Source organism: Palleronia sp. (genome assembly GCF_042089775.1).
Lineage (GTDB): Bacteria > Pseudomonadota > Alphaproteobacteria > Rhodobacterales > Rhodobacteraceae > Palleronia.
In genome coordinates this window covers 1-23,100 of the sequence record NZ_JBELKF010000026.1, presented here as the reverse complement: position 1 = coordinate 23,100, position 23,100 = coordinate 1, and the positions used below count along the sequence as shown (strand labels likewise).

The 23,100-nt window shown below is 65.5% G+C and carries 22 protein-coding genes and 1 pseudogene; 7 read left to right on the top strand and 16 right to left on the bottom strand.

All coding sequences use genetic code 11. From position 1 onward, the window contains the following. Window positions 1–643: pseudogene (locus ACFDS3_RS08860) on the bottom strand (phosphoadenosine phosphosulfate reductase); the annotation flags it as partial. A 181-nt stretch (window positions 644–824) separates the two neighbouring features. On the opposite strand from ACFDS3_RS08860, the gene ACFDS3_RS08855 reads away from it, so the two are divergent. The 5 genes from ACFDS3_RS08855 (at window position 825) to ACFDS3_RS08835 (ending at window position 7,165) form a co-directional block, all read left to right on the top strand. Next, window positions 825–1,763, top strand: coding sequence for a hypothetical protein (locus ACFDS3_RS08855; RefSeq protein WP_375261992.1), 939 nt, complete (start codon window positions 825–827; stop codon window positions 1,761–1,763). Further along, window positions 1,760–2,788 (top strand): glycosyltransferase family 2 protein, encoded by a 1,029-nt coding sequence (locus ACFDS3_RS08850; protein WP_375261991.1) that lies wholly within the window; start codon window positions 1,760–1,762, stop codon window positions 2,786–2,788. Before ACFDS3_RS08855 ends, ACFDS3_RS08850 begins: the two co-directional genes overlap by 4 nt. A 132-nt stretch (window positions 2,789–2,920) precedes the next feature. Then, a complete protein-coding gene (locus tag ACFDS3_RS08845; RefSeq protein WP_375261990.1) occupies window positions 2,921–5,086 on the top strand; it encodes an OmpA family protein in 2,166 nt (721 codons plus the stop codon). Between the two features lie 115 nt (window positions 5,087–5,201). Next, complete coding sequence (locus ACFDS3_RS08840; RefSeq protein ID WP_375261989.1) at window positions 5,202–6,179, top strand: XdhC family protein; 978 nt, start codon at window positions 5,202–5,204, stop codon at window positions 6,177–6,179. Continuing rightward, on the top strand, window positions 6,179–7,165 hold the full coding sequence (locus ACFDS3_RS08835) for a molybdopterin-binding protein (RefSeq protein ID WP_375261988.1): 987 nt from the start codon (window positions 6,179–6,181) through the stop codon (window positions 7,163–7,165). The genes ACFDS3_RS08840 and ACFDS3_RS08835 overlap by 1 nt, the downstream gene beginning before the upstream one ends. A 62-nt stretch (window positions 7,166–7,227) precedes the next feature. Here the strand turns inward: ACFDS3_RS08835 and infC are convergent, their stop codons facing one another. After that, a complete protein-coding gene (gene infC / locus ACFDS3_RS08830; RefSeq protein ID WP_375261994.1) occupies window positions 7,228–7,770 on the bottom strand; it encodes a translation initiation factor IF-3 in 543 nt (180 codons plus the stop codon). A 147-nt stretch (window positions 7,771–7,917) separates the two neighbouring features. On the opposite strand from infC, the gene ACFDS3_RS08825 reads away from it, so the two are divergent. Continuing rightward, window positions 7,918–8,673: a hypothetical protein gene (locus ACFDS3_RS08825; RefSeq protein ID WP_375261987.1), complete on the top strand. Its 756-nt coding sequence runs from the start codon at window positions 7,918–7,920 to the stop codon at window positions 8,671–8,673. Between the two features lie 87 nt (window positions 8,674–8,760). Here the strand turns inward: ACFDS3_RS08825 and ACFDS3_RS08820 are convergent, their stop codons facing one another. The 6 genes from ACFDS3_RS08820 to cysG all read right to left on the bottom strand — a co-directional run bounded on the left by ACFDS3_RS08820 (window position 8,761) and on the right by cysG (window position 14,209). Beyond that, on the bottom strand, window positions 8,761–9,579 hold the full coding sequence (locus tag ACFDS3_RS08820; RefSeq protein WP_375261986.1) for a ferredoxin--NADP reductase: 819 nt from the start codon (window positions 9,577–9,579) through the stop codon (window positions 8,761–8,763). Between the two features lie 64 nt (window positions 9,580–9,643). Then, window positions 9,644–10,063, bottom strand: a complete 420-nt coding sequence (locus tag ACFDS3_RS08815) for a DUF934 domain-containing protein (RefSeq protein WP_375261985.1) — start codon at window positions 10,061–10,063, stop codon at window positions 9,644–9,646. After that, complete coding sequence (locus tag ACFDS3_RS08810) at window positions 10,060–10,812, bottom strand: phosphoadenylyl-sulfate reductase (protein WP_375261984.1); 753 nt, start codon at window positions 10,810–10,812, stop codon at window positions 10,060–10,062. Before ACFDS3_RS08810 ends, ACFDS3_RS08815 begins: the two co-directional genes overlap by 4 nt. After that, a complete protein-coding gene (locus tag ACFDS3_RS08805) occupies window positions 10,802–12,469 on the bottom strand; it encodes a nitrite/sulfite reductase (protein ID WP_375261983.1) in 1,668 nt (555 codons plus the stop codon). The genes ACFDS3_RS08810 and ACFDS3_RS08805 overlap by 11 nt, the downstream gene beginning before the upstream one ends. A 4-nt stretch (window positions 12,470–12,473) precedes the next feature. Next, complete coding sequence (locus ACFDS3_RS08800) at window positions 12,474–12,773, bottom strand: DUF2849 domain-containing protein (protein ID WP_375261982.1); 300 nt, start codon at window positions 12,771–12,773, stop codon at window positions 12,474–12,476. Continuing rightward, window positions 12,773–14,209 carry a siroheme synthase CysG gene (gene cysG, locus ACFDS3_RS08795; RefSeq protein WP_375261981.1) on the bottom strand — a complete coding sequence of 479 codons (1,437 nt, stop codon included), beginning with the start codon at window positions 14,207–14,209 and terminating at the stop codon, window positions 12,773–12,775. The genes ACFDS3_RS08800 and cysG overlap by 1 nt, the downstream gene beginning before the upstream one ends. 140 nt (window positions 14,210–14,349) lie before the next feature. On the opposite strand from cysG, the gene ACFDS3_RS08790 reads away from it, so the two are divergent. Next, the gene (locus ACFDS3_RS08790) at window positions 14,350–14,811 is read left to right on the top strand and encodes an Lrp/AsnC family transcriptional regulator (protein ID WP_375261980.1); all 462 of its coding nucleotides are present in this window, start codon (window positions 14,350–14,352) and stop codon (window positions 14,809–14,811) included. Here the strand turns inward: ACFDS3_RS08790 and ACFDS3_RS08785 are convergent. The 8 genes from ACFDS3_RS08785 to ACFDS3_RS08750 all read right to left on the bottom strand — a co-directional run bounded on the left by ACFDS3_RS08785 (window position 14,808) and on the right by ACFDS3_RS08750 (window position 22,940). Beyond that, window positions 14,808–15,137 carry a hypothetical protein gene (locus tag ACFDS3_RS08785; protein ID WP_375261979.1) on the bottom strand — a complete coding sequence of 110 codons (330 nt, stop codon included), beginning with the start codon at window positions 15,135–15,137 and terminating at the stop codon, window positions 14,808–14,810. The two genes, ACFDS3_RS08790 and ACFDS3_RS08785, sit on opposite strands and share 4 nt — an antisense overlap. Further along, a complete protein-coding gene (locus ACFDS3_RS08780) occupies window positions 15,137–15,505 on the bottom strand; it encodes a hypothetical protein (protein WP_375261978.1) in 369 nt (122 codons plus the stop codon). Before ACFDS3_RS08780 ends, ACFDS3_RS08785 begins: the two co-directional genes overlap by 1 nt. A gap of 90 nt (window positions 15,506–15,595) precedes the next feature. Next, complete coding sequence (gene acs / locus ACFDS3_RS08775; RefSeq protein ID WP_375261977.1) at window positions 15,596–17,551, bottom strand: acetate--CoA ligase; 1,956 nt, start codon at window positions 17,549–17,551, stop codon at window positions 15,596–15,598. A gap of 44 nt (window positions 17,552–17,595) precedes the next feature. Then, window positions 17,596–18,360 (bottom strand): ABC transporter ATP-binding protein, encoded by a 765-nt coding sequence (locus ACFDS3_RS08770; RefSeq protein ID WP_375261976.1) that lies wholly within the window; start codon window positions 18,358–18,360, stop codon window positions 17,596–17,598. Between the two features lie 11 nt (window positions 18,361–18,371). Beyond that, window positions 18,372–19,130 carry an ABC transporter ATP-binding protein gene (locus ACFDS3_RS08765; protein WP_375261975.1) on the bottom strand — a complete coding sequence of 253 codons (759 nt, stop codon included), beginning with the start codon at window positions 19,128–19,130 and terminating at the stop codon, window positions 18,372–18,374. Window positions 19,131–19,142: 12 nt separating this feature from the next. After that, entirely contained in the window at window positions 19,143–20,306 is a 1,164-nt protein-coding gene (locus ACFDS3_RS08760) for a branched-chain amino acid ABC transporter permease (protein WP_375261993.1), read from the bottom strand. A gap of 106 nt (window positions 20,307–20,412) precedes the next feature. Beyond that, window positions 20,413–21,444, bottom strand: a complete 1,032-nt coding sequence (locus ACFDS3_RS08755; RefSeq protein ID WP_375261974.1) for a branched-chain amino acid ABC transporter permease — start codon at window positions 21,442–21,444, stop codon at window positions 20,413–20,415. 122 nt (window positions 21,445–21,566) lie between these two features. Beyond that, window positions 21,567–22,940, bottom strand: coding sequence for a substrate-binding protein (locus ACFDS3_RS08750; RefSeq protein ID WP_375261973.1), 1,374 nt, complete (start codon window positions 22,938–22,940; stop codon window positions 21,567–21,569). Between the last annotated feature and the right edge of the window lie 160 nt (window positions 22,941–23,100).

The window sequence follows — 23,100 nt, the reverse complement described above, 5'->3', positions numbered from 1 at the left end:
GGTTCGCCCGCAGATGAATTACGTTGGTCCCGACGAAGAGGCTGGCGTGGACGTGGTCGAGCGCGCGCGACGGATCGTAGAGCACGAATGTTGTCTCGGCGGCCTCGATCATGTCGGGGGCGTACGGATAGCGGGCGCTCTGGCTGGACAGAAGCTCCTGGTAGTATCGGTTGTCCCAAGCGACGCGCCGACGCTCGACCGAGGCCATGGGTTCGACCAGTACGACGCGCGCGCCAGGCGCCGTGACCGAATAGATAGATGCGGCGTAGCCACCGGGTCCTGCGCCGTAGAAGATCACCCGCTCGTACTCGTCGAAGAATACGTCATCGGCGAGCTCGTCAAAGTATGAGAACAGGCCTTCGCTGCGGAACCAGCTGCGGCGCCGCGCGGCGACGTGCAGCATCGACCAGTTCTTGTCGTCCGCGAGATCTGCCGAAATCGGAAGGCCCGTGTCCCGCGCGAGCGTGCGTTCAGCTTCCTCGAACGTGACGATGAGGGTCGATCCGCGGGGGACGAACGTGACGAAATGGTCGGCATCGAGGGCGCGAACCGAACCACGCGATCCCGCGAGGTCGCTCAGGGCCTCGCGCAGATCTTCGGCGGTGCGGGGCCGCTCAAAATCGTGCTCGACAATGTCGCCCATCGTGTTCCCCCTTCATATCGAAGATGACCGCTTCAGCATGCTTAGATACGTGCGGTGGCGAGATTAAGGAAGTCCCGTGCCACGGCGATGATTTAAGGATGACCCGATCGCGGTTGCCTTGTGATGCAGTTGCGGGCTGCGCGAGCGATGCCGTATGATTGCTGGTGAAGGAGCATTCGACGTGGACCAACACGACCCGGAAACGAAGACAGGGGCGCGAGCTTATAGCGATCCCGAGGTCGAGATCGTTCTGCATGTCGGCGTCCACTGTACGGACGACGAAATGCTGATCTGGTCGCTTCGACGCGACAAGGACATGTTGGAGGGCATGGAGATCGGTGTGCCCCGGCGGCGGTTCTTCACCTCAATCCTGCGAGAGTTCACGACAGAACGGCTGAAGGGGGCCCACGCCGGTCTTGACGATCAGGAAGAGCTTTTCCGCCGGCTGATCGGGACGGAGCGGCGAGAACGCTTGATTTTCAGCTACGACAGCTTTCTCGGCGCACCCGACCGGGTTTGGGGAGAGCGGACGCTCTATCCGCAAGCCGGCCGAAAGACATCGCACTTGCGGAACCTCTTTCCCGACAACGAGGCAGAGTTCCTCTGCGCGGTGAAGAACCCGGTCACGTTCATGGCGGACCTCTACCGGAAGGTGAATGGGCATGGCAGCTTCGACGAATTTGTGGGTCAGGTCGATCTGGCACGTTTCCGGTGGTCGGACGTGATTGCGCGGATGCACGAGGCCACGCCCGATGCGCCGATCACTGTCTGGGCTCACGAGGATACGCCTTTCGTCTGGGGAAAGGTGTTGCGTGCAGCGGCTGGAATCGAGCCGGAGCATGAAATGACCGGCCGGTTCGACGTGGCCCGGTCGATCATGACGGACGAGGGGGCTGCCGCGTTCGACGCCTACATCGCGCAAAAGCCGCCTGCGGATGACCGGCAGGCGGCCCAGGTTGTCGAGATCTTCCTGGACCGCTTTGCCCGTCCCGCGGACGTCGAGGAGTCGCTGACGCCATCGGCGCTGTCGGACGACGCGATCGACACGTTGACCGACCTCTACGAGGAGGATCTCGAGCGCATCGCGGGCTTGCCCGGTGTGACGCTTCTTTCGCCATGAGCATGCGCGTCCTCGGTGTCTCGAGCCTGCGCGACGAGGGTCCGAACCTCCTGCATTGGCTGGCCCACCACAAGGCGGCCGGAATCGGCGACTGGTTGCTCTACACCAACGATTGCGCGGACGGCACCGATCGGTTGCTGGACCTGCTGGCTGCGGCGGGCGAGGTCGTGCATGTTCCGAACGAGGTGCCCCGGGGGCAGGCACCGCAATGGTCGGCGCTGAAAGCCGCAGCGGCTCACCCGATGATGAGCGACGCCGACTGGGTCCTTGTGTTCGACTGCGACGAGTATGTGAACCTGCGTGCGTCGCTCGCTTCGGTCCAGGACCTGATCGCGCATTCCGGGGCGGACGCAATCGTGCTGCCGTGGCGGCTATTCGGCCATGCCGGACACGCCACGCGACCCGACGTCGCCCCGACCAAGGCGTTCACGCGGGCCATCCCCGAGGACGCACTCTACCCGGCGCTCGCCCGCTTCTTCAAGACGCTCTACCGCCGCGAGGCCTTTCGCGCGCCGGGGGTCCACCGGCCGAAGCCGCGCGGGTCCGTTCTGCCCAAGTGGGTGGACGGATCCGGCACACGCTTGCCCGACAGCTTTGCCGAGGGCGGACAGATCATGGTGTGGGGTGCGCCGCTGGCAAACGGGCTGGTGCAGCTCAACCACTACTCTGTCCGCTCGGCCGAGGAATTCGTTGCGAAACGCGCGCGGGGTTTGCCGAACCACACGGACAAGGCGGTGGACCTGAACTACTGGGTCGAGCGCAACTTCAACTCTGTGGAGGACCGCTCGGTCTCGTGGATGGCCGAGCGCACGGCAGTCGAACTGGCGCGTCTGCGGGCTCTGCCAGGTGTGGCCAAGGTCGAGGCGGAGAGCCTCGCTTGGCACCGCCGCGCGTTTCAGGATGCGCTGATGGAGGCCGATACAGTGAAGCTCTACGGTCGTCTGCTTCTGGCGGCTGGCAGTCACGCCCCGGATGCTCGGACGGCGCAGGTCCTGGTGCGCCTGAACGCGCGGTCAAAGCACTGACCGCGCGCGTTATGAGAAAACGACGTGCCCGAGGGGCGCGATCCTGCCGTTGATAAACGATAACACATCCGGATCGGGAACGCCGGGTGCTACAGCTTGTTCTGAACCCACAGTCTTCCGGAGGAACGAGGTATGAAAAGAACACTGAAGGCCACGACGGCGCTGCTTGCGAGTGTGAACCTCGCGGTGCCGGTACCCGCTTTGGCCCAGGCGGAGGCGCTGGACCGCGCGGTTGAAGCGTGTGCGGCGGATGCAGCCTCGGCCGAGTGCCAGACGGCAACGGAAGAGGCCGCGGCACAAGGGGTCACGAGCGAGGACATTCAGTCCGGGGTCGAGGGCGAACGGTCCTCCGATGCCGCCGCGCCGGAGAGTGCCGAGGCCACCGGCCCGGCCGAGGCCGAATTGAACGCGGAAGCAGAGCCGGTGCCGAGCGAGGATTCCGGCGCCGATCAGGCTGATGCGGAAGCATCGTCGGAAGCCGTCGATGGTGCGGATGCTTCTACGGAGCGTGCAAGCGAAGCCGAAGAGCCTGCAGAGCCCGAGGCCGAAGCAACGGCTCAACCGGCTGAACCCCAGCCGGTGCCGGAAGCCGACCTTTCCGGGCCAGACGAAGACCTTCCATCCGAAGACAGCCTGCGCGAAGGCCTATCGGGCGCGTCGGACTCCGCCGAGGCGCCAGAAACCGAGACCAGTGCCCAGGCCACGGGTGAGACCGAAGCAACGGGTGAGACCGAAGCGACGGGTGAGGCTGAGGCGCTGAGCGAGGCCGAGGCCGAGACGGCGAGTGAGCCTCAGTCGAGCGCCGAAGCGGCTGAGGGCGAGGCCGAACCCGATCTGCCGTCCGAAGACGAGCTGAGTGAAGCACTTTCGGCCGAGACAGGTGTCGTCGAGGCCGATGAAACCGAAGCTGGGTCCGAAGCCGAACCAGCGGTCGAGACCGAAGCTACGGCCGAGACGACGGGCGAGTCTGGCGGCACTGCCGACACGAGGCAGGCCGAAGGCGATAACGACCTTCCGTCCGAAGATGACCTGCGCGAAGGGCTTTCTGGCGCATCCGATTCCACGACCGAGGCGGAGACCGGCGCAGGCGCCACGGCCGAAAGCGACGCTGGCACCTCGATAGAGGAAGAGACGACCGCCGAAACTTCCACCTCGCCCGAGGGCGAGGCCAATGCCGAAGCCGGTGCCACCGAGCAAACCGATGCCGAAGTCGAGGCGTTGTCCGGAGCTGCGCCGATTGCCGCGGCCGCGTCCGAAGAGGCCGAGGTGGTTGAAACGACAAGCGATACAGTCACCGAAGAGACGGCTCGGTCGAGCAACGAGGACTTCGAATCCGACATCTCGCGCCAGCCGACAGAACAGCGTCAACAACAGACCGCACAAGCCGACGATGATGACGATGATGGGGGGCTGTCGAAGCTCGAGAAGGCGCTGCTCGTCGGTGCCGGAGCGCTCGCCGTGGGGGCTTTGCTGAATGGCAACCGGCGCGTTGTTGCATCGTCGGATGACCGTGTCGTCGTGTCCGGTCGGGACGGCGGCTATGAGTTGATCAAAGACGATACCGCGCTTCTGCGCCGTCCTGGCGCCGAGGTGCAGACCGAGACCTTCAACGACGGATCGACGCGCACCACCGTCACCTACGAGGATGGAAGCCGCATCGTGACGATCCGTGACGCCGATCTGCGTGTCGTGCGCCGCGTGCGGGTGACGCCCGATGGCGAGCGGATCGTGCTGATCGACGACCTGAACGAGAACATCCAGCCGGTGGACCTGAGCCGGCTTCGTCCCGCCGAGCGGCAATCGCGCACGGTCAACCTGAGCGATGAACAGGCGCTGCGTGAGGCGCTCTCTGTCCAGCGAGACTTCGACCGGGCGTACTCGCTCAGCCAGGTGCGCAATATCGCCGAGGTGCGCCAGCAGGTCCCGGCGGTCGACCTCGATGCGATCACCTTCGACACCGGCTCGGCGGCCATCCGGCCCGAGCAGGCCGACGAACTGCGTGGCCTGGGCTCGTATATCCGCGAGACAATCGCCGACAACCCCCGTGCGGTATTCCTGGTTGAGGGGCACACCGACGCCGTGGGCAATGCTGCCTACAACCTCGCCCTTTCGGACCGGCGGGCGGAATCCGTTGCCCTTGCGCTTGGCGAATACTTCGACGTGCCGACGGCGAACCTTGTCGTGCAAGGCTACGGCGAACGCTATCTGAAGGTTCCCACCCAAGGCGCCGAGCGCGCCAACCGCCGTGCCACGGTGCGCAACATCACGCCCCTGTTGCAGATCGCCGCGGCGAACTGACCCCAGGCTGATCGTTTGGAACGGGCCGGCGCGGGCGACTGCGCCGGCCTTCTTCGTGAGTGGGTGGTGGAACGGAAACCCGCACCTAGATAGAGGCCGCAACCCGGAGGCGCCGATGCAAGTGACCGATTTCGACGATATTCCCGCCATCGCGCAACGCTGGCACGCCGCCGGAAAAGGCGCTGTGATGGCGACGGTGGTCGAGACATGGGGCTCGGCGCCGCGCCCCGTCGGTAGTCAACTCGCCATCTCGGGCGCGGGTGAGATCGCGGGCTCGGTGTCCGGCGGGTGCGTCGAGGGCGCCGTCGTCGCCGAGGCTTTGGAGGCGGTCGAAGAGGGCGGCACGCGGCTGCTGGAGTTCGGGGTCTCAGACGACGAGGCGTTTTCGGTCGGCCTCGCCTGCGGCGGCCGGATCAGAATCATGGTCGAGCCGGTGCGCGATGGCGCTCTCCCTCCGGACCTGCTGGAGGAACTGGTCGCCGCACGGGCCGCCCGGCGCCAGATCGCCTACGTTATCGACACGGCAGACTGGATGCGGCGGCTGGAGCGACCGCCCGCCCATGCCGACCGCTTTCGCCTCGACCGCTCGGGGTTCGAGGACGATGCGCGGACCTTCGTCGCCATTCACAATCCTCCGCTGCGGATGGTGGTTGTCGGCGCGGTGCACATCGCGCAGCCGCTGATGCAGATGGCGCGGTTGGCCGGCTACGACGCGGTGCTCGTGGACCCGCGCGAGAGCTTTGCCAGCGAGTCGCGCTTTCCGCGCGAGCGGCTGATCCATGACTGGCCGGACGAGGCGCTGACCGCCTACGGTCTGGACCCGCGTACGGCGGTGGTGACGCTGACTCACGACCCCAAGCTCGACGATCCGGCCATCGAAGCGGCACTTGGCTCGGAGGTGTTCTACCTTGGCTGCCTCGGCTCGACCCGCACGCATGCCAAGCGAGTGGCGCGACTAGAAGAGCGGGGGTTCAGCGGCGCGCAGATTGCACGCATATGCGCTCCGGTGGGGCTGGATATCGGGGCGCGCAGTCCCGCCGAGATCGCCGTGGCGGTCTTGGCTGAGATCACCCAACGGTTGAGGAAGGGCTGATGGAGTTCGGCGAAATCCCGTTGCGGGACTCTGTCGGCGGTATCCTGGCGCATTCCTACAAGGTCGAGGGCGGGCGCATCCGCAAGGGCGGCGTGCTCGGCCCCGACGAGATCGCCCGGCTGGAGGCGGCGGGAATCGAGGCAGTCGTGGTCGCGCGGCCGGGACCTGAGGATGTGACCGAGGATGTCGCGGCCGCGCGCATTGCCGAGGCGACGGTTCCCGATCCGGCTGCGGCGGGCCTGCGCCTGACCGAAGCGGCGACGGGAAGGGTGAACCTTTATGCCACGGGTCCGGGTGTGGTGCGGATGGACCAGCACGCGCTGCACCGGCTGAACCTGATCGACCCGATGCTGACGGTCGCCACGTTGCCGCCCTTTGCACGGGTCGCGGCCGGGACGATGGTGGCAACGGTCAAGATCATCTCTTACGCTTTGCCCGAAACGTCGGTGATCGAGGCCGAGCGGATGGCGCCCGCCGCGTTGTCGATCGCGCCGGTGGTCCTGCGGGATGCGACGTTGATCATCACTCATATGGGTGACGGCGCAGGCAAGGGCGAAGCGGCGGTGGCAACACGGCTCGACCGACTCGGGATGCGGCTTTCGGAGGTCAAGGTGGTGCCGCATGACGCGCCGGCGATCGCCGAGGCTCTTGGCGCCGTCGACAGCGACCTTGCGCTGCTGCTCACCGCGTCGGCCACGTCTGATGTGCGCGATGTGGGGCCGACGGGGCTGACCGATGCAGGCGGAACGCTCACGCGTTTCGGCATGCCGGTCGATCCGGGTAACCTGTTGTTCTATGGTCGGATCGGTGCGCGGCCGGTGATCGGCCTGCCGGGCTGCGCGCGCTCACCCGCGCTGAATGGGGCGGACTGGGTTCTCGAACGCATCTGCTGCGGGGTTGGACCCACGGGCGAAGAGATCGCCGCCATGGGGGTGGGCGGCCTGCTGAAGGAGAGCCCGTCGCGGCCGCATCCACGCGCGGGATAGGGCCACATGACGACGCCCGGCCGCAGGGGACCGGGCGTCGATAGCGTCTCAGTAAGGTCAACTTAGCGGGACGGGCCGATCATCATCACCATCTGGCGGCCTTCCATCTTCGGGAAGTTCTCTACCTTGCCGATTTCCTTGGTGTCCTCGGCCACCCGCTCGAGCAGCTCGCGGCCAAGGTTCTGGTGCGCCATCTCGCGGCCGCGGAAGCGCAGCGTTACCTTCACCTTGTCGCCATTCTCGAGAAACTTGAAGACGTTGCGCATCTTGACGTCGTAGTCGTGCTGGTCGGTGTTGGGGCGGAATTTCACCTCCTTCACCTCGATCGTCTTCTGCTTCTTGCGCGCTTCTGATTCCCGCTTCTGCTGTTCGTATTTGAACTTGCCGAAGTCCATGATCTTGCAGACGGGGGGCGTCGCGTTCGGCGAAATCTCGACCAGGTCGAGCCCGGCCGCCTCGGCCAGTTCCATGCCGCGGTCGGGGGTCACCACACCGACATTCTCGCCGTCGGCTCCGATCAGGCGGATCTCGGGGGTCCGGATACGTCCGTTGACGCGGGGGCCGGTGTCGCGCGTGGGGGGCGCATTGTGGGGTCTGCGGGCGATGGGTGTATCCTCACTATGGAAAAATGCTCAGGAACAGAATTTAGCGGGCGACCGGCCTTGTTTCAAGGCGCTTACGGACCCCTCCGGCGTGTTGAGCGTTAGGGCCGGAAAGCCGTGCAAGCGGTGCCAGAAAGATAGGAGATTTCAATGATCACCCGCATGACATCCGTGGCCGCCCTTCTCGCTGCCGGCATGACCCTGGCGGCCTGCCAGGAAGAGGAAGCCGAGGTTACCACCGAGGAACAGACGGTTGTCGAAGAGACGGAAGTTGCCGAGCCCGAGGTCACCGAAGCCGAACCGGAGGTCGTGGAAGAAGAGGTGGTGACGGAAGAGCCCGAGATCGAAGAGGTGGAAACCGAGACGATCACCGCCGAACCCGAAATCGTGGAAGAGGACACAGAGATCGGATCTTCGGCCGCCGACGCCGGGGGGGACGACGCTAGCACGTCCGCTGCGGAAGTCGAAAGCACCGGCACGGCCGACGAGGAGGCCGCCGACGTCGACAGCGCCACGTCTGGAACCGATGCCAGCGCGAGCGCGAGCGGCGGCGAGACCTCGCAGCAGACCGAGGCCGAACGGGCGGCAGCTATGGAGGACGGATCGTTCACGTCGGCCGCGGAGATGCCGGCTGACAACAGTGCGGCGGAACTGGAAGCCAACGCCGGTGGCAATCAGGACATCCAGCAACTGCTGACCACCGACAACTTCGAGAAAGAACAGGTCGTCGCTTACCTGGAGGAAGACGCCGACATCGACGACAACGCCCGCGAAGCGCTGGTGCAGGCGGTAGAGCAGGTGGACCCTTCGAACGAAGTGGCGCTGAGCGCGCTCATCACGCGTCTCGAGATCGCGCTGGACATCCAGCCGGAAGAGCCGACCGAGCCCGCCGCGGAGACGCAATAACGAAGAACGGCCGGTCCCTGTGACCGGCCGCCTAGCGCGAACATTACGCGCTGAAGAGGGGCCTCGGCACACGCCGCGGCCTCTTTGTCAGCCGACGAAGGCTTTCTCGACCACGTATTCGGCCGGATCGCTGTTGGCGCCCTCGCGCAGGCCATAGCCTTCGAGGATTTCCTTGATGTCGTTGTTGAGGCCGATCGACCCGCAGACCATGGCGCGGTCCGTTTTGCGCAAGATGCCCTCGATGCCGAGGTCGCGGAACAGTTCGCCCGACTTCAGAAGGTCGGTGATCCGGCCCATCTTGGGACTCTGTTCGCGGGTGGTGGTCGGGTAGTAGACCAGCTTGTCCACGCCCCCATCGGTCAACTCGAGGATCATCTCGTCCGACTTCACGTGCTCGACCAGCTTCCGGCCGTATTCCAGCTCGGCCACATCGCGGCAGGTATGGGTCAGGATGACCTGGTCGTAATCCTCGTAGGTCTGCGGCTCGCGGATCAGGCTTGCGAACGGCGCGATCCCGGTGCCGGTCGAGAAGAACCAAAGCCGCTTTCCGGGCAGCAGCGCATCGTGGACCAGCGTGCCCACCGGCTTGGGGCGCAGGATGATCTGGTCCCCCGGCTGAATATGCTGGAGGCGCGAGGTCAGCGGACCGTCCTGCACCTTGATCGAATAGAACTCTAGCTCTTCGTCCCAGGACGGGCTGGCGATGGAATAGGCCCGCAGGAGCGGCTTTCCGTCCTCTTTCAGCAGGCCGATCATCACGAACTCGCCCGAGCGAAACCGCAACGATGCGGGGCGCGACACGCGGAACGAAAACAGCCGATCGGTCCAGTGGGTCACCGACAGCACGGTCTGCGCATCGGGCAAGGCCTTGGATTTGGTGGCGGCGGAGGTGGTCATGTCGTTCATGTCTTTCGCCGGATTGGGTCCGGCCCTCTCGTAACGGGGTATGTTCGGGGGCGAAAGGCGGCGATCAGCCGCGCAGCCGGCTCTGATAGTCGTGGGCCTGCCAGTCGGCGCGGCGCAGCCATTGGTCCTCGGGCTGGCGTGCAGCCAGATCGGCGTCAATCTCGACTTCGTCGAAACCGGAACGGCGCGCCATCGCATACTGGTCCGCAATGACTTGACCCTTCGCGCGCAGCCGCCCCACGTAGCCGTGGCGGCGCAGGTGGCGCGCGATGGTGAACCCGCGCCCATCCGAGAAGCTGGGGAAATCGACGCGGATCATCGCCACGCCGTCCAGCTTTCCCTCGAGCTGCGCCGGGTCCGTGTCTGACGGCAGGTCAAGCGCGAGGCCGCGGCCAGCCTCGTCGCTGGGGTGGTTCTGCAGCGGCGTATACCCGGCCTGCCAGTCGTCGGGGCCGAAGCCCGCGTCGGTGACGATGACGCTCATGCCGCGTCCTCCTTCTTGATGCGGACCATCTTGCCGTTGACGAGATGGATGCCGCATTCTTCCTTGTCCTGCCCGCGCCAACGGCCGGCGCGCTCGTCCTCACCGGGGTTCACCTTCGAGGTGCACGGCTCGCAGCCGATCGAAGGGTAGCCCTGGTTGACCAGCGGGTGTTTCGGCAGCTTGTTGTTAACCATGTACTCGCGCGTGTCGTCGCGCTGCCAGTGGACCAAGGGATTGATCTTGATGCGGCCGGTTCCGGCCTCTTCCTCGAAAAAATCGAGCTCGGCGCGCGCGCCGCCCTGGTACTTCTTGCGCCCGGTGATCCAGGCATCGAACCCGTCGAGCGCGCGGGCCAGCGGCACCGTCTTCCGAAAGTTGCAGCACGCATCGGAGTCCGTCGAATTGAGCATCCCGTCCGGGTCCAGACGCTTTTCGTCCGCGGGGTCGGGATGCAGCACGCGCACGTCCGTCAGGCCGAGCTTTTCGGCCACCTCGTGCTGGTAGTCCAGCGTCTCGCGGAACAGCATCTCGGTGTCGAGGAACAGGACTGGCGTGGTCGGATCGACGACGGCGACGAGGTGCAGAAGGGCCACCGACTCCGCCCCGAAGGACGAGACCATCGCGACCTTGCCCACGTCCCGATCCTTGAGCGCATGGCGCAACACGTCGATGGCCGCATGGTGCGCGTACCGCTTGTTCAGCTCCGCGACGCGGTTGCCGACGGGGGAGTCGAAGGATTCACGCCGCATCTTGCTTGACCTTTTCGGGGTAAAGCGCGGCCTTGAACGGCTCCATCCCGATCCGGCGGTAGGCTTGCAGGAAGGTTTCATCCTCGGTTTCACGAATGTCGAGGTATTTCAGCATGATGCGCTCGATCGCCGGGACGATCTCGTCATAGGCGAAACCGGGGCCGGTGCGCGTGCCGATGGCCGCATCCTCGGACCCATCGCCGCCGAGTGTGATCTGGTAGTTCTCGACCCCCGCACGATCGAGGCCGAGGATGCCGATATGGCCCACGTGGTGGTGCCCGCAGGCGTTGATGCAGCCCGAGATCTTGATCTTCATGGGACCGATCTTGTGCGCGAGCTTCAGTTCCTCGAAGCGGGTGGCGATTTCCTGTGCGACGGGGATCGAGCGGGCCGTGGCCAGCGCGCAGTAGTCCATGCCGGGACAGGCGATGATGTCGCTGACCAGTCCGATATTGGCAGCAGCGAGGTCTGCTTCCTTCAGCGCAGCGTGAATCGCGGGCAGATCGGCGCGGTGCACGTGGGGCAGGATGACGTTCTGCTCGTGGCTGATGCGCAGCTCGTCATAGGCGTAGGTCTCGGCCAGGTCCGCCATCACGTTCATCTGGTGCGTGGTCGCGTCACCCGGGGTCGCGCCCGGTTTCTTGAGCGAGATCGACACGATCGCATGGTCATCGCGCTTGTGGTTCTCCACGTTGGTGTCGACCCAGGCGCGGAAGATTGGGTCGGAGTCGTAGGCGGCGTGGTAGTCTGCTAGGTTGGACTCCTTGAATGCGGGAGGCGCGAACTGGGACTGGATCTCGCCCAGGATCTGCTGGTCGACGCCCGTGAACAGCGGCCGGATTTCGGCGAAGCGCTCTTCGACCATGCGGCGAATCTCTTCGATTCCAGTCTCGTGCACGGTGATCTTGAGGCGCGCCTTGTACTTGTTGTCCCGACGGCCAAGCAGGTTGTAGACGCTGACGATCGCCTCGCAGTAAGGCAGCAACTCGGCTTCGGGGACGAACTCGCGGACCACCTGGCCAATCATGGGCGTCCGGCCGAGGCCGCCGCCGGCGAGAATCTGGAAGCCGACCTCGCCGTCTTTCTCGACGATCTGGATGCCGATGTCGTGCGATCGGATCACGGCGCGGTCGTGGGTCGCGCCGGTGATCGCGATCTTGAACTTGCGCGGCAGGAACTGGAACTCGGGGTGGTCGGTGGACCATTGCCGCAGCAGCTCGGCATAGGGGCGCGGATCGCGGATCTCGTCCTGCGCGGCGCCGGCAAAGTGATCCGAGGTCACGTTGCGGATCGTGTTGCCAGAGGTCTGGATCGCGTGCATCTCGACATCGGCGAGGGCATCGAGGATGTCGGGAATATCCTTCAGTTTCGGCCAGTTGTACTGGATGTTCTGGCGCGTGGTGAAGTGGCCGTAGCCCTTGTCCCACCGGGACGCGATCATGCCGAGCTGCCGCATCTGGCGGCTGGAGAGCGTGCCGTAGGGGATCGCCACGCGCAGCATGTAGGCGTGGAGCTGCAGGTAGAGGCCGTTCATCAGGCGCAGGGGCTTGAACTCGTCCTCGGTCAGGGAGCCGTCGATCCGACGCTCGACCTGGGCGCGGAACTGGGCTACGCGCTCGCGCACAAATGCTTCATCGAAGTCGTTGTACTTATACATGAATTCAGACCTCTGCCTGCTTCCCGTGGGGGTAGTTGGACGGGCCGCGGGTGCGGAACGTCTCGCGGAAATGGGTGGGTTCGGGGCCGTTCTCACCGGCCTTTGCATCTGCAAGATAGGCGCCGACGACCACGCGGGCCTGACTTTGCGCGTGGATCAGGCGGTCCTGCGCAATGGCCTCGTCCTCGATCAGCTCGGCCTCGGACATGTGAGGCGACCAGCGGTCGTCGGCGGTCAGCCAGACCGCGTCGCCCTCGATCAGCCTGTTGGCGGTGACGATTTTCGGGGTGAAGGCGCGGGGCATCAGAAGGCCTCCTGAAGGGCGGTTTCGGAGTGTGAGAGACGTGTAGGAGTCTTGTGCGATTCCTGTCGGACATCCGTATGACTCGAACGGGGCGCCAAGCCAAACAGGACGAGGGCGGGTCCCGTCAGGCCAGCCTCGGTCAGCTTGGGCTCGAGGGTCGACAGGCTGGCAGTCAGCACCCGCTCGTCGGGACGCGAGGCTTTCTCGATCACCGTCACGGGCGTCGCGGGGTCGGCGCCGTGCATCAGGAGGCGCCCCTGGATGAAGCGCGCGGCGCGCTTGCCCATGTAGATCGCGGCGACCGCGTTCGGCTTGGCAAGCTGCGCCCAGTCGTGATCGGCGAAGCCCTTCATGTCGTGACCGGTCAGGAACCGAACGCTGGCGTTGCGGCCGCGGCGCGTCAGGCTTTGGCCGATCGAGGCGACCGAGGCAGAGGCGGCGGTGATGCCAGGGACGACGGACCACGAGAGGTTTGCGGCCTCGACGGCTTCGACCTCTTCATCGAGGCGGCCATAGATCGTGGGGTCGCCTGATTTCAGGCGCACGACCTGCGCGCCCTCGGCGACGTGGCGGACGATATGGGCGTTGATCTCGTCCTGGGGCGTGTGGCGGCCGAAGCCCTCCTTGCCGACGTCGATCATCAGCGCCTCGCGGCGGGCGAGTTCGAGGATCGCGGGCGTCACCAGCCGGTCGTAGATCACCACGTCGGCCGCGTCGAGTGCGCGGCGGGCCTTCATCGTCAGAAGCTCGGGGTCGCCGGGGCCAGCGCCGACAAAGGCGACGTGGCCGGGGCGCGAGCTGCGGGCGAGGTGTTCGCCCAAGAGCCGGTCGAGCGTCTCGCGTACCTCGGCCTCGCCACCCTTGGCATGGGCGCGGGGGCCGTCGCGGTCGTAGTAGTCGGCCCAGAAGTCGCGTCGGGCGCGGCCGAAGGGCAAGGCCTCGGCCATGTGGCGGAAGCCCTTGCCGATGCGGGCGAGGGGGCCGAGGACGGTTGGCAGGCGCTCTTCCAGCTCGCGCTTGATGGTGCGGGCGAGGACGGGGGCGGCGCCTTCGGTGCCGATGGCGACTGTGACCGGGTCGCGGTCAACGATGGCAGGCGTGATGAATTGCGAGCCCTGCAGGTTGTCGACCATGTTGACCAGCGCACCGTCGGCACGCGCGAGTTTTGCAACGCGGGCATCCTCGGCATCGTCGTCGTTGGCGGCATAGAACAGCGCGGCGCACATGGCGTCGCCGGGCTGCGCGCGGCGGCGGACGAGGCGCAGGCGCCCCTCGGCAGCCCAAGCGGCGATCTCGGGGGAGGGGTCGGAGGCGAATACGGTCAGGTGCGCCTGGGTCTTGAGAAGCAGGCGCAGCTTGGCCAGAGCAGCCTCGCCGCCGCCCGCCACGACGACACGGCGACCCTCGAGATCGAGGAAGACGGGAAAGTGCTTCATGGCGAGCGCTCCGGGTTTCGGTTACGTCCGACTTAGAACAGAATTCCCCTTCCGTGCAGGGGCACCGGCTATATAAGGAACGGGTGTTCCCGAGGATGCCCCGTCCGGGCCAAGTGTTCGCGCAGAAGGGAGAGTTGCGGATGGATGTTCGCCTGGACGATCTGGACCGGAAGATATTGCGCGAATTGCAGCGCGACGCGGGGCAATCGCTGGATGAAATCGCCAAGGCGGTGGCCAGTTCCAAGACCCCCGTCTGGAACCGGATCCGCAAGATGCGCGAGGCGGGGATCGTGGGCACGCAGACGGTTCTGCTGGATGCCGAAGCGCTGGGGTTCGACGCCTGCTTCTTCGTGCTAATCCGCACCAGCGAGCACGAGCGGGACTGGCAGGAGAAATTCCTCGCTGCCCTTCGCGCCCGTCCCGAGGTGCAGGAGGCGCACCGGCTGGCCGGCGACATCGATTACATCCTGAAGGTCAGGGTGCCGAACGCGCGGGCCTATGATACATTCTACCAGGCGCTGATCGCCGAGGTGAAGATCCACAACGTCACGGCGCTTTTGTCGATGGAAGAACTGAAATTCACTACGGCGCTGCCGCTTTAGGCGGACCTGGTGCCCTCGGGCAGAGCGGCCCACCAGTCGGCGTAGCTGGAGTTCCACGGCGCGGTGCGCGTCTCGTCCGGGGCGTCGTCGTCCCACCAGACGGGGCCACGTTCGCCCAGATCGTGCTTGGCGGCGTCCACGCGGGCGCGGGCATCTTTGATCTCGGCCTCGGTTTCGGCGCGGAAGACGTCGCGGCGGGCCTGCATCAGGCGTTTCACGGCGGCGCGACGGTCGGTGTCCGAGAGGCGCGGGTCGGTCTTGCGCCAGAGGCGACCCTTGGCGACGAAGTAGCGGCCATCCGGGGTTTCCGGGTGGTCCTTCGGCATCAGGCGCTTTCGTAAGCCGCGAGCGCGTCGATCTCGGCCTGGGTGAGGGACGTGGTCGCCGCGACGGTGCCGTCTTCGGATCTTTCGATGCGGATGTCCGAGAGTTCGAGCAGGACCTTACGGGTCGAGAGGTCACCGTAGCCGCCGGTGCCGACGACAACCTTGTCGGTGTCGTCTTCGAGGACGAGCACGTTGTCGATCGTGCCGATCCGGTCGCCCGATGCGCCCATCAGAAGGGCGTCCACGAGGTCTTCGGTGGCGAGATTTTCGAGGTCGCTGACCTCGGCCGGGTTCTGCGGCTCGGTCTCTTGGGCGAGCACGGGCAGGGCGGGTCCGAGGATGAAGGGCAGGACGAGCAGGTGACGCATCGGGGGTCTCCTTTGTCGCGTCTGTTGAACCGGACAACCCATAGGGCCGGGGGCGAGTTCCCTGATTTGGACACGCGCCCCCGGTAGAGCCTAGCGGTTCAGGCGATGCTCGATCAGGTCGTCCACCACCTCGGGCTCGGCGAGGGTCGAGGTGTCGCCCAGGCTGTCATGCTCGTTCGCGGCCACCTTGCGCAGGATGCGACGCATGATCTTGCCCGAGCGGGTCTTGGGCAGGCCCGGGGCGAACTGGATGAAGTCGGGCTTGGCGATCGGGCCGATCTCGTTTCGGACCCAGGCCGAAAGCTCCTTCTTCAATTCGTCCGAGGGTTCGTGCCCGGACATGAGCGAGACGTAGCAATAGATGCCCTGTCCCTTCACGTCGTGGGGCACGCCAACCACGGCGGCCTCGTTCACGGCCGGATGGGCGACGAGGGCGCTTTCGACCTCGGCCGTGCCCATGCGGTGGCCCGACACGTTGAGCACGTCATCCACGCGGCCGGTGATCCAGTAATATCCGTCCTCGTCCCGCGTGCAGCCGTCGCCCGAGAAGTAGTAGCCCTTGTATTGCTGGAAATACGTGTTCTCGAACCGCTCGTGGTCGCCATAGACGGTGCGCATCTGGCCGGGCCAGCTGTCAGCGATGGCAAGCACGCCGTCGACGCCGTTGCCGTCCTTTTCGGTCCCGGCCTCGGGGTCGAGGACGACGGGCTTCACGCCGAAGAAGGGCAGGGTGGCCGAGCCGGGCTTGGTCGGCGTGGCACCCGGCAGCGGGGTCAGCATGTGGCCGCCGGTTTCGGTCTGCCACCAGGTGTCGACGATGGGGCAGCGGCCTTCGCCCACGACCTTGTCGTACCAGTTCCAGGCCTCGGGGTTGATCGGTTCGCCCACGGTGCCCAGCACCTTGATCGAGGACCGGTCGTACCTGGTGACGAAGTCGTCGCCCTTGCCCATCAGGGCGCGGATCGCGGTGGGGGCAGTGTAGAACTGCGCGACCTTGTGGTCCTGCACGATCTTCCAGCAGCGGCCCGCATCGGGGTAGGTGGGGACGCCCTCGAACATCAGGGTGGTCGCGCCGTTCGCGAGGGGGCCATAGACGATGTAGCTGTGGCCCGTGACCCAGCCCACGTCGGCGGTGCACCAGTAGACGTCGCCATCCTTGTAGTCGAACGTGTATTCGTGGGTGATCGCCGTGTAGAGCAGGTAGCCCCCCGTCGTGTGGACCACGCCCTTGGGCGCGCCGGTGGAGCCGCTGGTGTAGAGCACGAAGAGGGGATCCTCGGCGTTCATCTCCACGGGCTCGCAGGTGTCGTCGACGCCGTCTTCCATCTCGTGCAGCCAGTGGTCACGGCCCTCGACCATGTTGCAGGGCTGGCCGTGGCGCTTGACCACGAGGACCTGTGCCTCGTGGGTGACCTTGTCCATCGCGCGGTCGGTGTTGCTCTTGAGGTCGGTGACCTTGCCGCCGCGGGGGGCGCCGTCCGAGGTGATGACGACCTTGGCGCCGCAGCCGTTCACCCGCTGCGCCAGCGCGTCGGGTGAGAAGCCGGCGAACACCACCGAATGGACCGCGCCGATCCGGGCGCAGGCGAGCATCGCGTAGGCCGCCTGCGGGATCATCGGCAGGTAGATCACGACGCGATCGCCCTTCTCCACGCCCATCTTCTTCAGGACGTTGGCGAACTTGTTCACGTGGGACGAGAGCTGCCGGTAGGTGATGTGCTGGTCGGAGCCGTCATCCTCGTCCGGGACCCAGATGATCGCAGTCTGGTCGCCGCGGTCCTTCAGGTGCCGGTCGATACAGTTCGCGGCGACGTTCAGGGTGCCGTCCTCGAACCACTTGATCGACACGTTGCCATAGTCAAAATTGGTGTTCTTCACCTTGGTCGGCGCCTTGATCCAGTCGAGGCGCTTTGCCTGCTCGCCCCAGAAGCCGTCGGGGTCCTGGATCGAGCGGGCGTACAACTCGTCGTACCTGGCGCGGTCGATATGGGCGGACGCGGCGAATTCTTCGGACGGTGCGCGCATCGTCTTGTCTTCGTCTAGCATGGTGGCTCCTCCTCTTCGGCAACGTCCGGGCTATGCCCGAGTCTTCAGATTGCCAGATATTCCTGCCGCAGTCCCTCGTTGTCGAGCACCTCGGCGGCCGAACCGTCGAACACGACCGACCCGGTGTCGAGGATCACAGCGCGATCCGAGATCTTCAAGGCGGCGATCGCGTTCTGCTCGACCAAGATCGTGGTGATCCCCTGGTCGCGGATGATCTGCAGGGTCTTGGCGATCTCCTGCACGATGACGGGGGCGAGGCCCTCGTAGGGCTCGTCCAGCAGCAGCACCTTGATGTCGCGGCAGAGCGCGCGGCCGATGGCCAGCATCTGCTGTTCGCCGCCCGAAAGGGTCACGCCCTCTTGTTTGCGGCGCTCGCCGAGGCGGGGGAACAGTTCGTAGATACGGTCGATCCCCCAGCCGATGGGCGGGGCGATCTGGGCAAGCTGCAGGTTCTCTTCGACCGTGAGCCCGGGGATGATGCGCCTGTCCTCGGGGACCAGCTGGATGCCGGCGGCGGCGGCCTCGTGCGCTTTCATCCGGTGGAGCGGCTTGTGGTCGAGCCAGATCTCGCCGTGTTTCAGCTCGGGCGTGCCGACCCGCGCGATGGTGCGCAGGGTCGAGGTCTTGCCGGCACCGTTGCGGCCCAGAAGGGCGAGGATCTCGCCCTCGTGGACGTTGAAGCTGACATCCTGGACGATGTAGCTTTCGCCGTAATAGCCGTGGATGTTCGACACCGACAGGAAGGCCGGGGCGGTCGCGGCATGGTTCGCGTTCGGGTTCCAGTCCTTAGTCTTGGCGGGCTCGTTCATGGCGTTTCCTTTCAGACCTCGGCTTCGCCCAGATAGGCTTCGCGCACCTTCGGATGGCCCTTGATGTTCTCGGGGACGTCTTCGACCAGCGGGGTGCCCTGAGCCAGGACCGTGATCCGGTCGGCAAGGCTGAAGACCACGTGCATGTCGTGCTCGATGATGCACATCGTGACGTCGCCCTTGGCCTTGATGGTCTTCAACAAGTCGATCGTGTTGTTGGTGTCGGCGCGGGCCATGCCGGCCGTCGGCTCGTCCAGCAGCAGAAGCTTGGGCTTCTGGCTGAGGCACATCGCCATCTCGAGCCGCCTCTTGTCGCCGCGCGACAGGGACGAGGCGACCACGTTGCGCTTTTCGAACATGTTGACCTCGCGCAGCATCCGCTCGGCCTGTTCGACGATCCCGCTCTCGCTATCCGTGCGCTCGAACGCGTGCATCCGGAACGCGCCGTCGCGCTTGGCGAAGCACGGGATCATCACGTTTTCGAAGACCGTCAGGTCGGCGAAGATCTCGGGCGTCTGGAAGACGCGGGAGATGCCCATCTGGTTGATCTCGTGCGGCTTGCGGCCCAGCACCGAGTTGCCGTCGAACATGACCGAGCCGGTATCGGGCACCAGCTTGCCGACGAGGCAGTTCAGGAGCGTCGACTTGCCGGCGCCGTTGGGGCCGATGATGGCGTGGCAGGTGTTTTCCTTCACGCTGAGGTTCACGTCACCCAGGGCCTGCAGTCCGCCGAAGCGCTTGTTGACGCCTTTGACTTCAAGGATTCCCATCGTTTCGTCTCCTTAGTCCGCGTTGCGCTTCTGGGCGGCCTGCTCTTCGACCGGACCGGACTTGCGGTCGCGGCGGAAGATCGTGGCGATCCGCTGACCGCCCTCGACGAGGCCGCCGGGCAGGAAGCAGACGACGAGCATGAACATCAGGCCCAGCGTCAGATGCCAGCCCTTGCCCACGAAGGGGTGGACGATGCCGACCAGGATGTCCTCTATCCCGTCGGGCATGAAGGCGAACCACTGGTGCAGGACGCCATCGTTGATCTTCGAGAAGATGTTCTCGAAATACTTGATGAGGCCGGCGCCCAGGACTGGGCCTATCAGAGTGCCTGCGCCGCCGAGGATCGTCATCAGCACGACCTCGCCCGACGCGGTCCACTGCATCCGCTCGGCACCCGCAAGCGGGTCCATCGAGGCCATCAGGCCACCGGCGAGGCCGGCATACATGCCCGAGATCACGAAGGCGGCCAGCGTGTAGGGGCGCGGGTTCAGGCCGGTGTAGTTCATGCGCTGCTGGTTCGACTTCACCGCGCGCAGCATCATGCCGAAGGGCGAACGGAAGATGCGGATTGCCAGGTAGAAGGCGAGCACCATCACCACGGCACAGAAGTAGTAGCCGAAGTTGAACACCCAGCTCCAGCCGCCGATGCTGACGGTTTCGGTCGCGCGCATGGTGATCCCGAAGAGATGCGGCATGTCGGGCGACCCGGCCGTCCGCAGCCATTGCGGGTCCGAGGTGTAGACCTGCAGGCCCGTCTCGCCGTTGGTGATGGGGGTCAGGACCGAATAGGCCAGCGCGAAGGACATCTGCGCAAAGGCGAGCGTCAGGATCGAGAAGTAGATCCCCGACCGCCGCAGCGAGATGTATCCGATCAGCAGCGAAAACAGCGCCGCCACTATCACCGCCAGCACGAGGCCCGGCAGGACGTTGTAGTTCAGCAGCTTGAACATCCACACGACCGAATAGGATCCGATCCCCAGGAAGGCCGCATGGCCGAACGATAGGTAGCCGGTCAGACCAAAGAGGATGTTGAAGCCGATGGCGAAGATTCCGAAGATCACGAAGCGCTGCATCAGGTCCGGGTAGCCCGCGTTGAACTGGGCAAGGCTCGAGCCTTCGGGGAAGGGGTTCAGCAGGATCGGCGCGGCCATGGTCAGCACGAGCACCACGATCATCAGCGTGACGTCGCGCCCCTTGATGCCGAGGATCCCGCCGGTCGAGCGGCTCTCGCGCGTGGTAGTGGCGCCGGCAGCGGTGTGTTGGGTCTGGTCGGTCATGTGATTACTCCTCCATCACGCCCTTGCGGCCCATGAGCCCGCGGGGACGGGTCAGCAGCACGACGATGGCGACGAGGTAGATGATGATCTGGTTGATCCCGGGCACGAGGCCGATCGCCCAGGTGGTCGAGGCGAAGCTTTCGAGGATGCCGAGAAGGAACCCCGCCAGCACCGCGCCGGGCAGGGAGCCCATGCCGCCGACGACGACCACGACGAACGACAGGACGAGGAAGTCCATGCCCATGTGGTAGTTTGGCGGGTTGATCGGCGTGTACATGACACCCGCAAGGCCCGCGACGGCGGCGGCGATGCCGAACATGATGGTGAACCGCTTGTCGATGTCGATGCCCAGCAGGCCCACGGTCTCGCGGTCGGCCATGCCGGCCCGGACGACCATTCCGAAGGTGGTGAACTGCAGGAAGACGAAGACCGCGGCGATGACGGCGAGCGAGAAGAGGAAATAGACCAGGCGCCAGATCGGGTAGATGATGACGTTCGGGTCGAACCCAAGCAGGACGCCGAAATCCATCGAGCCGCGGAACACCTCCGGCGCGGGCGTCGGGATCGGGTTCGCGCCGTAGAAATACTTGATGACCTCCTGCAGCACGATCGCGAGGCCGAAGGTCACGAGGATCTGGTCGGCGTGGGGGCGCTTGTAGAAGTGCTTGATCAGCCCGCGCTCCATGATGAAGCCGACGAGCAGCATCACCGGGATCGCGAAGAGGATCGCCAGCGGAACGGACCAGTCGATAATTGCGGCGCCGAATTCGGGGCCGAACCAGGCCTCGGCATAGGGCGTCTGCACCTGCATCGGGTTGCCGAGGAAGTCGGTCCGGCTCTCGTCGATCGTCGTGAAGGACAGGTTGAAGATCCGCTGCAGCGTCACGGCGCAGAACGCGCCGATCATGAACAGCGCGCCGTGGGCGAAGTTGACGACACCCAGAGTGCCGAAGATGAGCGTCAGGCCCAGGGCGATCAGCGCATAGGCCGATCCCTTGTCCAGGCCATTCAGGATTTGAAGGAATATGGCTTCCATGGGTGTCGCCTCGGGTCGAGTGGGGACGTTCCGGCGCACGAAGGGCGCGCCGGTCGCAGGTTCGGTCGGGTCTTGAGAACGGGTATCGGAGCGGCGTCAGGACCGCTCCGACGGGGGCCGGATCAGGCGCCCGTATTGCACTCGCCCAGGTCGCCGCCGGCGAACATGGGGTGGTCGGGCTCGTAGGTGACGGCCTCGGTCGGGGTGACTTCGACGATCTCCACCAGGTCGAACTCGTTCTCGGGGTTCTCCTTGCCGCGGGTGACGACCACGTCCTTGAAGCACTGGTGGTCGTCGGCGCGGTAGAGTGTCGGGCCGTTGCCCATGCCGTCGAACTCGAACCCTTCGAGGGCCTCGACCACGGCGCAGGGGTTGAAGCTGCCGGCGCGCGCGACGGCATCCGCATAAAGCAGCGTCTGGACGTAGCAGGTGTGGGCGGCCTGGCTGGGCGGGAAACCGAACTTTTCACCGAAGGACTGCACGAAGGCGTTGGTGCCCTTGTAGCGCTCGCCCAGCTGGTTTTCGAGCTTCCAGTCCCAGTTCTGCGAGCCGGGGATGCCGGCGATGTTCTGACCCGCACCGCGTGCCATCAGCTCGGAGTAGAGCGGCACGACGATCTCGAACTGCTTGCCGTTGGCCTGCGCGTTCTTCAGGCCGAACTGCACGGCGTTGGTGAGCGAGTTCACCATGTTGCCGCCGTAGTGGTTCAGGAACAGCACGTCTGCGCCCGACTGCAGGACCGGCGTGATGTAGGCCGAGAAGTCGGTAGCGGCGAGCGGGGTCAGGACGTTGTTCACCGTCTCCCAGCCGAGGGCCTCGGTCGCGGCCTGCATCGACTCCTGCGTGGTCCAGCCCCAGGTGTAGTCGGCGGTCAGGTGATAGGCCTTGCGGTCGTTGCCATAGAGCCGTTCGAGCACCGGGCCCATCGCGGCGGCGGACTGGTAGGCATTGAAGAAGTGGCGGAAGCCGTTGGCCTTGCGGTCCTTGCCCGTCGTGTCGTTTGAGTGGGTGAGGCCGGCCATGAAGATGACGCCGGCTTCCTGGCAGAGGCCCTGGACGGCGACGGCGACGCCCGAGGACGACCCGCCGGAGATCATGATGGCGCCGTCCTTCTCGATCATCGAGCGGGCGGAGGCGCGGGCGGCGTCGGACTTGGTCTGCGTGTCGCCGGTGACGTATTCGACCCGCTTGCCGTTGATGCCGTTGCCCTGCAGCGCATCGGACGAGAACGTCTGCAGCATGCCGCCGTCACCCTCGCCGTTCAGGTGCTCGACCGCGAGTTCGAACGCGCGCAACTCGTCGGCGCCCTCGTCGGCATAGGGGCCGGTCTGGGGCACGTTGAAGCCGAGCGTCACCGTATTGCCGGTCGGCGCGTTGACGAAGCCTTGCTCCTGCGCCCAGGAAGCACCGGTGAACAGCGTCGGCGTGGCAAGCGCTGCGCCCGTGGCGGCACCGGTCTTGATCAGACCGCGGCGCGTCAGGTGGGACTTGGACATGAAACTCCTCCCTTCATGATTATCCGGAACGGTTGGCCGCAGTCTCCTCCCCGCGGCGGGTCGATCCGTCGTCCGTGTACGGACTGCGTCCAAGTTGAGCGACCGCAGCCGCCGCACGCAACGGTTTGGAAAGGTCTTGTTCAAGATCGGTAAATGTCTG